This window comes from Leifsonia sp. KNZ12-8B (genome assembly GCF_056755495.1).
This window is the reverse complement of the sequence record NZ_JBPGXM010000012.1, coordinates 21,545-33,496: the sequence shown is the minus strand read 5'-3', so window position 1 is coordinate 33,496 and position 11,952 is coordinate 21,545. Positions and strand designations below refer to the sequence as shown.

Sequence of the window (11,952 nt, the reverse complement as noted above, 5' to 3'; positions counted from 1 at the left end):
GCGCGGCGGCCGGCTGTTGCGCGGCCGGCTGCTGTGCGGCCGCCTGTTGCGCGGCGGGCGGCTGGACCACCGTGGTCGCGGCCTGCTGCGCGGCCTCGGCGGAACGGGTGCTGGTCGGAGCCTTCTTTCCCACCCCACGAACGTACACTCATTCACCCGGCCGTCATCAGGCTCCTCTAAGGTGGGCCGGGTGAAGGCCATCCGTAGATTCTCCGTCCGCGCCGTCCTCCCCGAGAACCTGTCCGCTCTGCAGGAGATCGCGGGCAACCTCCGCTGGTCGTGGCATGAGCCGACCAAGGAGCTCTTCGCCCGCATCGCGCCGGAGCTGTGGCAGCAGCTCCAGCACGACCCGATCGCGCTGCTCGGCGCGGTCGAGCCGTCGCGGCTGGCGGAGCTGGCCGCCGACCACGGCTACGTGGAGTGGGCGAACCGCGTGCGGGACGACCTGCGCGAGTACCTGCAGGAGCCGCGCTGGTACCAGTCGCTCGGCGAGCAGGCGCCGCGCTCGATCGCGTACTTCTCGCCCGAGTTCGGCATCGCGGCCGCGCTGCCGCAGTACTCCGGCGGCCTCGGCATCCTCGCCGGCGACCACCTCAAGGCGGCGAGCGACCTCGGCGTCCCGCTGGTGGGCGTCGGGCTGTTCTACCGCGCGGGCTACTTCTCGCAGGCGATCTCGCCCGACGGCTGGCAGCTGGAGAGCTACCCGGCGCTCGACCCCGACGGGCTGCCGCTGAGCGTGCTCCGGGAGGCGGACGGCACCCCGGTGCTCATCACGCTGGCGCTGCCCGACGGGGAGCTGCACGCGCGGGTCTGGCAGGCCGCCGTCGGCCGGGTGCGCCTCCTCCTGCTCGACACCGACATCCCCGAGAACGAGGAGCGGCTGCGCTCGGTGACGGACCGCCTGTACGGCGGAGGCGGCGAGCACCGCCTGCTGCAGGAGCTGCTGCTCGGCATCGGCGGCGCTCGCGCGGTGAAGGCGTGGACGACCCTGACCGGCGCGCCGGACGCGGAGGTGTTCCACACCAACGAGGGCCACGCGGGCTTCCTGGGTCTCGAGCGGATCTCCGACCTGGTCGGGGAGGGGCTCACCTTCGACCAGGCGCTGCAGGTCGTGCGCGCCGGCACGGTGTTCACCACCCACACGCCGGTGCCGGCCGGGATCGACCGGTTCGACCGGTCCCTCGTCGAGCGCTACTTCTCGACCTCCCTGCTGCCCGGCATCGACGTTAAGGCAGTGCTCGCGCTCGGCGCGGAGGACTACCCGGGAGGCTCGGCCGACGTCTTCAACATGGCGGTCATGGGGCTGCGTCTCGGCCAGCACGCGAACGGCGTCTCGCAACTGCACGGCGAGGTCAGCCGGCGGATGTTCGGCGGCCTCTACCCGGGCTTCGAGCCCCAGGAGGTGCCGATCGACTCGGTGACGAACGGCGTGCACGCGCCGACCTGGACCGATCCGATGCTGCGGGCGCTCGCGATCGAGCGGCTCGGCACCGACGACACGACGCACGCGAACTGGGCGGACGCGCACGCGGTCACCGACGCGGACCTGTGGTCGGTGCGCAACCGGATGCGCGAGCAGCTCGTGCAGGACGCCCGCCACCGCGTCGCCGCGGCTTGGGAGCGGCAGAACCCGGGCGGGGTCGCGCCGGCCTGGATGGCCGACCTGCTCGACCCCAACGTGCTGACCATCGGGTTCGCGCGCCGCGTCCCGACCTACAAGCGGCTCACGCTGATGCTGCACGACCCCGACCGGCTGCGCCGCATCCTGCTCTCGCAGGACCGGCCGGTGCAGTTCGTCATCGCGGGCAAGTCGCACCCGGCAGACGACGAGGGCAAGCGGCTCATCCAGAAGCTCGTGCACTTCGCCAACCAGCCCGACGTGCGCGGGCGGATGGTGTTCCTGCCCGACTACGACATCGGCATGGCGCAGCTGCTGTACCCGGGCACCGACGTGTGGCTGAACAACCCGCTGCGCCCGCTGGAGGCGTGCGGCACCTCCGGCATGAAGGCGGCGCTCAACGGCGCGCTCAACCTGTCGATCCTCGACGGCTGGTGGAACGAGTTCTACGACGGCGAGAACGGCTGGGCGATCCCGTCGGCCGACGCGGCCGGCGACAGCGCCGAGCGCGACGCCCTCGAGGCGGAGGCGATGTACGACCTGATCGAGCACCAGATCGCGCCGCGGTTCTACGACCGCGACGCGGACGGCGTCCCGACCGCCTGGGTGCGGCAGATCCGGCACACCCTCGCGACGCTGTCGTCGCCGCTGAGCGCGGAGCGGATGGTGCGCGAGTACGTCGAGCGCCTCTACCTGCCCGCCGCAGGCTACGAGCACCGGCTGACCGCCGATGACTTCGCCGCGGCCCGCGGCCTCGCCGACTGGAAGGAGCGGGTCCGCCGCGCCTGGCCGCAGGTCTCGGTCGCCCACGTCGACGCTGGCGGGGTGGACGACATCCCGCAGGTCGGCGACGAGCTGCACGTGCGCGCGCTCGTGCACCTGGGCGGGCTGCGGCCGGAGGACGTGCGCGTCGAGCTCGCCTACGGGCGCAGCCACGACGACGAGCTCGCCGGCATCGCCCTCCAGGAGCTGACCGTCGATCGGGAGGTGCCGGGAACGGACGGCGCGGGGACGGACGGTGCGGCGACGGCCTACGAGTTCGTGGGCACGGTCCGGCTGGCGTGGGCGGGCTCGTTCGGGTACACAGTCCGCGTGGTGCCGGTCAACGACCTCCTGCTCACCCCCGCCGAGCTGGGCCTGATCGCCGTCGCCTCCTGACGGCCGGCAGCCGCCGAGCACAGGAAAAACGTCGCTTATCCGGCCGCCGGGCGTCGTTTTTCCTGTGCTCGGCGGCCAGTGGCCGGCCGCCGGGGTCAGCGGGCGATGGGGGCGTAGGTGGCGGCCGTCGCCTGCACGAGGTCGGCAGGTGCGAGCTCGATGTCGAAGCCGCGGCGGCCTCCCGAGACGAAGACCGTGTCGAACAGCTGCGCGGTCTCGTCGACGACGGTGACGTGCCGGGTCTTCTGGCCGATCGGGCTGATGCCGCCCACCACGTAGCCGGTGCGGCGCTCCGCCACGGCGGGATCGGCCATCGTCGCCCGCTTCGCGCCGACCGCGGCGGCCAGCGCCTTGAGATCCAGCATCCCGGTCACCGGGACGACCCCGACGACGAGGCCCAGGTCGGTGTCGGCCAGCAGCGTCTTGAACACGCGGTCCGGCTCCACGCCGAGCGCCTCCGCCGCCTCCAGCCCGAACGACGCGGCCGCCGGGTCGTGCTCGTACGGATGCGCGGCGAACGGGATGCCCGCCGCGGTCAGCGCGACCGTCGCCGGGGTTCCGGAGGCCGCACGCTGCTTCGCCATCAGCGGGCCTCCCCGCCGCGCACGTCCTCCTCGACGCGTGGGCCGTTCGCCCGGTACAGCTGCATCGACGTGCCGCCGACGAGGCGGACGGTGCCGGGCGGCAGCTCGGTCGGGTCCTCCGCGATCGGGACCTCGGTCGCGCTGTCCCACAGCAGCTGGTAGGAGGTGACGCCCGGCGCCGCGGGCAGCGACACCTCCACGTCGTCCTCCACCCCGTGCACGATGAGGAGGATGCGGTTGAACTCCTCCTTGTCGGGGGTCGACGCCGCGAGGTACTGCAGGGTGCGGTTCTCGGGCGAGTTCCAGTCCTCGTCGTCCATCCGCGTGCCCGTGGCGTCGTACCAGTCCATGTGGCTCGCGTTCGGGGTGTGCTCGCCGTCGACCGCGTACCGGCTCGGTCGCAGCGCGGGGTTGGTGCGCCGCAGCTCCAGGAGGCGCCTGGTCGTCGCCTCCATCTCGCGCTGCTCCCTGGTGCGCAGCCAGCTCAGCCAGGTCAGCTCGCTGTCGTGGCAGTACGCGTTGTTGTTTCCGCGCTGGCTGCGCCCGTACTCGTCGCCGGCGGTGATCATCGGCACACCGGCCGAGAGCAGCAGCGTCCCCATCAGGTTGCGCATGGCCTTGTGCCGGTCGAGGAGGATGCGCTCGTCGACCGTCGGACCCTCCACGCCGTGGTTGAACGACCGGTTGTTGTCGGTGCCGTCGCGGTTGTCCTCGCCGTTGCCGAGGTTGTGCTTCACGTCGTAGGCGGTGAGGTCGGCCATCGTGAAGCCGTCGTGCGCGGTGACGAAGTTCACCGACGCGAGCGGGCCGCGCTCGGGCGAGAACGTGTTCGACGACCCCGCCAGCCGCGTCGCGAACCCGCCGATGCCGACCGGGGCGCGCCCGTTGCGGCGCGCCTCCGCGATGTCGGCCAGCCAGAAGTTGCGCACACGGTCGCGGTAGCGGTCGTTCCACTCGCTCCAGCCGTCCCGCTCGGCGGTGCCGCCGGGGAAGTTGCCGGTCTGCCACCCGCCGAGGCCGACATCCCATGGCTCGGCGATGAGCTTGACGTCGCGCAGCGCGGGGTCGGCCAGCGCGGCGTTGAGCAGCGGATGGTCGCGGCTGTACGACGCGTCGGCGCCACGCCCCAGCGTCGCCGCAAGGTCGAACCGGAACCCGTCGATCTGCACCTCCTGCGCCCAGTAGCGCAGCGAGTCGAGCACGAGCCGCTGCGGCACCGGGTCGCCGAAGTCGACCGTGTTGCCGCAGCCGGTCACGTCGATGTAGGCGCCGTGCTCGTCCTGCCGGTAGTAGGTCGCGTTGTCGATGCCGCGGAAGCTCGTGCGCGGGCCGCCCAGCCCCTCCTCGGCGGTGTGGTTGTAGACAACGTCGAGGATGACCTCGATCCCCGCCAGGTGGAGGAGCTTCACCATCCCCTTGAACTCGGCCAGCACCGCCTGCGGACCGGCCGCCTGCGCCGACCGCGACGCATACGGCGCGTGCGGGGAGAAGAAGTTCAGCGTGTTGTAGCCCCAGTAGTTGGTGAGGCCCTCCCGGATCAGGCGCTGCTCCGACACGAACGCATGCACGGGCAGCAGCTCGACCGCCGTCACGCCCAGGTCCTTCAGGTACCGGATGGTCGACTCGTGCGCGAGGCCGGCGTACGTGCCGCGCAGCTCCTCCGGGACCTCCGGGTTCAGCCGGCTGATGCCGCGCACGTGCGCCTCGTAGATCATCGTGTGGTCCAGCGGGATGGCGGGCTTGCGCACGTCGCCCCAGTCGAAGTCGTCGGACACCACCGTCGACCGCCACTGGTCGACACCCACCCGCGTCAGCCCGCGCGCGTACGGGTCGAGCAGCAGCGTCTCGGGGTTGAAGACGTTCTGCGGGGACGCCGGCCCCGACACCCGGACCGCGTACCGCCGGCCCGGTGTCAGCGACCGCGAGCGGCCCACCCACACGCCGTTCGCATCCCGCGTCATCGGGATGCTGCGGACCAGCCAGTCCGGGTCGCGCTCGTCGAACAGGCACAGCTCCATCGCGTCGGCGTGCGCCGAGAAGACCCTCAGCTCGCCCCCGTTGTGACCGATGCGGACGCCCAGATTGCGCAGAGGATCGGCAGAGGTCATGCGATCTAGAGTAATGACATCCGTCTGTGCACCCGCTCAGGCGGCAGGCACGGACGAGGGGAGCGGACATGCCCGTGTACCTCGACCACGCCGCCACCACCCCGATGCGCCCGGAGGCCGTCGCCGCCTTCACCGAGGCCCTCGGCGTCGTCGGCAACCCGGCCAGCATCCACAGCCAGGGTCAGCACGCCCGCCGGCTGCTCGAGGAGGCGCGCGAGACCGTGGCGGCCACCCTCGGGTGCGACCCCATCGAGGTCGTCTTCACCTCTGGAGGGACCGAGGCGATCAACCTCGCCGTGAAGGGGCTCTACTGGGCACGCAACGCCACCGCACCGCGCCCGCGCCTCCTCGTCCCCGGCGGCGAGCACCACGCGACCGTCGACACCGTCGAGTGGCTCGAACGCGCGGAGGGCGCCCGGCCCGTCTGGCTGCCCATCGACGCCGAGGGACGCATCGACGTGCCGGCCGCCGTCGACCCCGACACCTCCCTCCTCACCTTCCTGGCCGTCAGCAACGAGGTCGGCACCGTGCAGCCGGTGACGGCGCTCGCCGCGGTGGCGCGCGAGGCAGGCGTACCGGTGCACGTCGACGCCGTGGCCGCCTACGGCCACCTGCCGATCGACTTCGCCGGGCTCGGGGTGGACGCGCTGAGCGTCTCCGCCCACAAGATCGGCGGACCGGTCGGGATCGGCGCGCTCGTGCTGAGCCGCACCTCCACGGTCGTGCCGCTGATCCACGGCGGCGGGCAGCAGCGGCAGGTGCGCAGCGGCACGCAGGACGTCGCTGCCGCGGTGGCGTTCGCCGCGGCCGCGCGGGCGACCGAGGCCGAGCGCGAGGCGGAGGCCGTGCGGCTCGCCGGGCTGCGCGACCGGCTGATCCGGGGGCTGAGGGAGGCGGTGCCGGAGGCGGTGCTGAGCGGACCCGATCCGTTCGTCGCTCCCGAGGACCGGGTCGCGTCGAACGTGCACGTCACCTTCCCGGACGCGCAGGGCGACTCCCTGCTGCTCCTGCTCGACATGGCGGGCATCTCTGTCTCGACCGGATCGGCGTGCCAGGCGGGCGTGCCGGAGCCGTCGCACGTGCTGCTCGCGATGGGACGCAGCGAGCGGGAGGCGCGCAGCGCGCTGCGGTTCACGCTGGGCCGGACGACGACGGTCGACGACATCGACGCGCTGCTGGCGGCGCTGCCGGGCGCGTACGCGCAGGCGGCGCGGGCGGGCCGCGCGGACCGCCCCTCGCGCCTCCGCTCCTGACCCGCGCCGGCTTCATCGAATTGGCGCAACACGCCGTCTCGGCCCGCCGTCAGGCGGCGAGTCGCGCCAAGTGGATGACGGTCTCGGCGAGTGGTCGGGGTGGGCGTCGTAGAATTCCGGGGTGAAGGTTCTGGCGGCGATGAGCGGGGGAGTGGACTCCGCGGTGGCGGCCGCGCGCGCGGTCGAGGCGGGGCACGACGTGGTGGGCGTCCACCTGGCGCTCAGCCGGATGCCCGGCACCCTGCGGACCGGCAGCCGCGGCTGCTGCACCATCGAGGACTCGATGGACGCGCAGCGCGCCGCGAACGTGATCGGCATCCCGTACTACGTGTGGGACTTCTCCGAGCGGTTCAAGCTCGACGTCGTCGACGACTTCATCGCCGAGTACTCGGCCGGCCGCACCCCGAACCCCTGCATGCGCTGCAACGAGCGGATCAAGTTCGCGGCCCTCCTCGAGAAGGCGCTCGACCTCGGCTTCGACGCCGTCTGCACCGGCCACTACGCCAGCATCGTCACCGACGCGGAGGGGAACCGCGAGCTGCACCGCGCCTCCGACTGGGCCAAGGACCAGTCCTACGTGCTCGGGGTGCTCACCGCCGAGCAGCTCGCGCACGCGATGTTCCCGCTCGGGGCGACGCCGTCGAAGGCGGAGGTCCGGGCTGAGGCCGCGGCGCGCGGCCTCAGCGTCGCCAACAAGCCCGACTCGCACGACATCTGCTTCATCCCCGACGGCGACACCCGCGGCTGGCTCGCGGAGCGCGTCGGCACGGCGACCGGTGACATCGTCGACCGCGAGGGCAACCGCCTCGGCAGCCACGAGGGCGCGCACGCCTACACGGTGGGCCAGCGGAAGGGCCTCAACATCGGCTACCCGTCGCCGGACGGCCGCCCCCGCTTCGTGCTGGAGGTGCGCCCGGTCGAGAACACGGTCGTGGTCGGCCCGAAGGAGGCGCTCGACATCGCCGAGATCGCGGGCTCCCGGTTCACGTGGGCCGGCCTCCCGCCCGCCGACGCCGCGACCCCGTTCGCGTGCGAGGTGCAGATCCGCGCCCACGCCGACCCGGTGCCCGCGACGGCCCTGGTGCACGAGGGCGAGCTGGTCATCCGGCCGGACGAGCCGCTCAACGGCGTGGCGCCTGGGCAGACGGCGGTCGTCTACGTCGGGACGCGCGTGCTCGGCCAGACGACGATCGACCGGACGGTGTCCGCGGTTCCGGTGTGATCGGCGCTCCGGTTTGACCTGCGCTCCGGTGTCGGGCCGCGGCGCATGTCGGCCGCCCTCCGTACAATCGGAGCGTGACGGAGATCTCTGAGACGCCAGCCGCCGCCGACCTCGTCGGGCTCGACTTCGACGCGGCGCGGGCCGAGGCCGAGCGGCTCACGCAGCGCATCGAGGCCGCGCGGGTGGCGTACTACGGCGACGGCACCTCCACACTCTCCGACGCCGAGTACGACGCCGACTTCCACCGGCTGGAGGCGCTGGAGCGGGCATTCCCGGAGCTCGCCGGGCAGGACAGCCCGACCCAGCAGGTCGGCGCGGCGGTCGTCTCCGCCGGGTTCCCCGAGCACGAGCATGCCGAGCGGATGCTCAGCCTCGACAACGTCTTCTCCATCGACGAGTTCCGCGACTGGGCGGCCAAGACCGCCGCGGCGGCCGGCCGGCCCGTGCGATGGCTGACCGAGCTCAAGATCGACGGCCTCGCCATCAGCCTCGCCTACCGAGACGGCGTGCTCGAGACCGCCACCACCCGCGGCGACGGGCGCGTCGGCGAGGACATCACCGAGAACGTCGAGCTGATCCCGGCCATCCCGACGCGGCTGAGCGGCACGGGCTACCCGCCGTTCTTCGAGGTCCGCGGCGAGGTGTTCCTGACGACCGTCGACTTCGAGGCGCTCAACGACCGGCAGCGCGCCCTCCAGGCCGCGTTCGAGGCCGAGGAGCGCGCGAAGGGCAAGGCCGAGGAGGCCATCAAGACCCGGTTCCCCGAGTTCGCGAACGCGCGCAACACCGCCGCGGGCAGCCTCCGCCAACGCCGCGAGAACAAGAGCGCGACCGAGCTGGAGCTGATGCGCGAGCGGCTCGGCCGGCTCTCGCTGTACCTGCACGGGATCGGCGCGTGGCAGCACCCGGAGGTCTCCGCGCAGTCCGAGATCTACGAGCTGCTCGCCGGCTGGGGCCTTCCGGTGTCGCCGCACTCGCGCGTCTTCGACACCGTGGACGAGGTCGCGGGCTACATCGCCGAGCGCGGCGAGCACCGGCACGACGTCGAGCACGAGATCGACGGCATCGTCGTGAAGGTCGACGAGCTGGCGCTCCACGACGAGCTCGGCGCCACCAGCCGCGCACCCCGCTGGGCCATCGCCTACAAGTACCCGCCCGAGGAGGTGCACACGAAGCTGCTCGACATCGTCGTCAGCGTCGGCCGCACCGGCCGGGCCACGCCGTTCGCCGTGATGGAGCCCGTGAAGGTCGCCGGCTCCACGGTCCGGCAGGCCACGCTCCACAACCAGCAGGTGGTGCGCGCCAAGGGTGTCCTCATCGGCGACACGGTCGTGCTGCGCAAGGCGGGCGACGTCATCCCGGAGGTGCTCGGCCCTGTGGTCGAGCTGCGCGACGGCACCGAGCGCGAGTTCGTCATGCCGGAGGGGTGCCCGGCGTGCGGCACGACGCTCGCGCCCGCCAAGGAGGGCGACATCGACCTCCGCTGCCCGAACTCCGAGTTCTGCCCGGCGCAGGTGCACGGCCGCGTCGAGCACATCGGCTCCCGCGGCGCGCTCGACATCGAGGCACTGGGGGAGGTCGCGGCGTCGGCCCTCACCCAGCCGCGCGTGCCCGAGGTGCCGCCGCTGCCGACCGAGGCCGGCCTCTTCGGGCTGACGGTCGCCGACCTCTTCCCCATCGAGGTGGTCGTGCGCGACGCCGAGACCGGCCTCCCGAAGCTGACCGAGACCGGCGAGGAGAAGGTGGTGGCGCCGTTCCGCCGCCGCCGGTCCGCCAAGGACGGCCCCTTCGACCCCGACGCGGACGAGTTCGCCGGAGACGCGCTGTCCGTGCCATCGAAGGCCGCGGTCGACCTGATCGGCAATCTCGCGGCGGCGCGCACCAAGCCGCTGTGGCGCATCCTGGTCGCCCTCAACATCCGGCACGTCGGGCCGGTCGCCGCGCGTGCTCTCGCCGACCACTTCGGCTCTCTGGACGCCATCCGCTCCGCCTCGCGCGACGAGCTCGCCGCGGTCGACGGCGTGGGCGGCATCATCGCCGACGCCGTGCTCGCCTGGTTCGAGGTGCAATGGCACCGCGAGATCGTCGAGCGCTGGGCCGCCGACGGCGTGCAGTTCACCACCCCCGGCCACCCCGGTCCCGGCCACGCGGCGGCGCAGGGCGGCGTCCTCTCCGGCCTCACCGTCGTCGCGACCGGCTCGCTCGAGGGGTACAGCCGGGAGGGCGCGCAGGAGGCGATCATCGCGGCCGGCGGGAAGGCGGCCTCCAGCGTCTCCAAGAAGACCGACTTCGTTGCGGCGGGGCCCGGCGCAGGGTCGAAGCTCGCGAAGGCGGAGGAGCTCGGCGTGCGCATCCTCGACGCCGCGCAGTTCAAGATCCTCGTCGAACAGGGTCCCGACGCGCTCTGAACCGCCGAAACCGGTCCGCCAAAGCACGGACAGGGCGAATATTCTCCCCCTGAAGCGGGGGTAGAACGCGCGGCCGTCGGCCATCCGTCTCGCGTACATTGGGGGTGTGCGCTCGCCCGGTGCGCACGCGCAAGGGCTTAGCTCGCTCGCTGCCTTCTCGGAGGGACCCGGACGGAGTGCTGGTCGGCTTTGCAACGCTATTGACTGTGACCTCGGTCGTCTCCGGACTGACCGGGGCCTCCGGCATGCCCGCAGAGCTCCCGCCGATCCCCGCCGCCGTGTCGGCGATGACCGCCTCCGCGGCGACCGTCGTCACGACGACCGCCTCGACGACGACCGCCTCCACGCCGACCGCCTCCACGACCGCCTCCCTCGCCACCGCGCTCGGCGACGCCCCCGCCGGCTCGACGCCCGCGCAGACGGCCGCCATCGCCGGGACCGCGCTGGGCCGCGTCGCCGCCCTCGACGCCACCGCCGTGCGCTCCTACGTGAGCACCCACCCGACCGACCTCGCCCGCCTGCTGACCGACCCTCCCGCCGCCGCCGACGTCGACCGGGTGTGGAGCCTGCTCGGCGCCGAGAAGCAGTCGGTGCTGCTCCGCGAGGCGCCGCACGTCGTCGGCAACCTGGAGGGCGTCCCGTACAGCGTGCGCGGCGCAGCCAACGCGCTCGACCTGAAGCAGACGATCGCCGGGGCGAAGAAGGCGCTCAGGACCGAGCACGGCAAGGCCGCCCGCATCGCCCTGCAGCACCGGCTCACCACCCTCGGCAACGTCGAGAAGGCGCTGAAGAAGAAGGACGGCGTCACCCGCACGCTCGTGGCGCTCGACAGCTCCGCCGACGCCAAGGCCTCGATCGTGGTCGGCGACCTCTCCACCGCGAAGTACGTGAGCGTGCTGGTGCCCGGCATGTACATGTCGGTCGGGGAGCAGATCGAGGCGTGGGCGGAGGTCGCGCAGGATCTGCACGACCAGCAGACCGACTTCCTGCACCGGTTCCTCGGCCCGCGCGGCAAGCAGGGCGGACCCGGCGTCGCGGTGGTCGCGTGGATCGGCTACCAGACGCCGGTGCTGACGAACATCGGCGGCCTCCAGCTGGCTCAGGAGGGTGCAGACAGCCTGGAGCGCACGCTCGCCGGGATCGAGTCCCTGCGCGCCGCCGACCCGCCCTACCTCAGCGTGCTGGCCCACTCCTACGGCTCGACCGCCGCGCTGCTCGCGCTGGAGCGCGGCACCGTCACGGTCGACGCGCTGGCCCTGATGGGCTCCCCGGGCAGCGACGCGCAGTCGGTCGCCGACCTGTCGGTGCGCGGCGGCAACGTCTTCGTGGGGGAGGCGCCCATGGACCCGATCGTGGACAGCGCCTTCTTCGGCAGCGACCCCGGCTCGCCCGCGTACGGCGCCCAGCACATGAGCGTCGACGGCGCGGTGGACCCCATCACGCACAGGACGCTCGCCGGTTCCAGCGGACACAACGAGTACTTCACCGCGGGCACGGAGTGCATGCGCAACCTGGCGCTGATCGGCATCGACAAGGGCGGCCTGGTCCTCTGACCGGGCGGACCGGGCGGACGGCGCCGACCGAGCGGCCCGGCGGCCGCG

The 11,952-nt window shown here is 72.8% G+C and carries 7 protein-coding genes; 5 read left to right on the top strand and 2 right to left on the bottom strand.

Annotation, left to right across the window (positions count from 1 at the left end; genetic code table 11):
- Positions 1–190: 190 nt before the first annotated feature.
- Complete coding sequence (glgP, locus tag ACR9ZG_RS03425) at positions 191–2,776, top strand: alpha-glucan family phosphorylase (RefSeq protein ID WP_481283419.1); 2,586 nt, start codon at positions 191–193, stop codon at positions 2,774–2,776.
- 95 nt (positions 2,777–2,871) lie between these two features.
- On the opposite strand, the gene ybaK is transcribed toward glgP, so the two are convergent.
- Both ybaK and glgX read right to left on the bottom strand, forming a co-directional pair.
- The gene (gene ybaK / locus ACR9ZG_RS03420) at positions 2,872–3,360 is read right to left on the bottom strand and encodes a Cys-tRNA(Pro) deacylase (RefSeq protein WP_481283418.1); all 489 of its coding nucleotides are present in this window, start codon (positions 3,358–3,360) and stop codon (positions 2,872–2,874) included.
- The gene (gene glgX, locus ACR9ZG_RS03415; protein WP_481283417.1) at positions 3,360–5,468 is read right to left on the bottom strand and encodes a glycogen debranching protein GlgX; all 2,109 of its coding nucleotides are present in this window, start codon (positions 5,466–5,468) and stop codon (positions 3,360–3,362) included. The genes ybaK and glgX overlap by 1 nt, the downstream gene beginning before the upstream one ends.
- A 68-nt stretch (positions 5,469–5,536) precedes the next feature.
- Between glgX and ACR9ZG_RS03410 the strand changes: the two genes are divergently transcribed.
- From ACR9ZG_RS03410 to ACR9ZG_RS03395, 4 genes are all read left to right on the top strand, one after another.
- On the top strand, positions 5,537–6,721 hold the full coding sequence (locus tag ACR9ZG_RS03410; protein WP_481283416.1) for a cysteine desulfurase family protein: 1,185 nt from the start codon (positions 5,537–5,539) through the stop codon (positions 6,719–6,721).
- Between the two features lie 121 nt (positions 6,722–6,842).
- On the top strand, positions 6,843–7,943 hold the full coding sequence (gene mnmA / locus ACR9ZG_RS03405; protein WP_481283415.1) for a tRNA 2-thiouridine(34) synthase MnmA: 1,101 nt from the start codon (positions 6,843–6,845) through the stop codon (positions 7,941–7,943).
- A gap of 74 nt (positions 7,944–8,017) precedes the next feature.
- On the top strand, positions 8,018–10,351 hold the full coding sequence (gene ligA / locus ACR9ZG_RS03400; protein WP_481283414.1) for an NAD-dependent DNA ligase LigA: 2,334 nt from the start codon (positions 8,018–8,020) through the stop codon (positions 10,349–10,351).
- Between the two features lie 206 nt (positions 10,352–10,557).
- Complete coding sequence (locus ACR9ZG_RS03395) at positions 10,558–11,904, top strand: alpha/beta hydrolase (RefSeq protein ID WP_481283413.1); 1,347 nt, start codon at positions 10,558–10,560, stop codon at positions 11,902–11,904.
- The last annotated feature ends 48 nt before the right edge of the window (positions 11,905–11,952 follow it).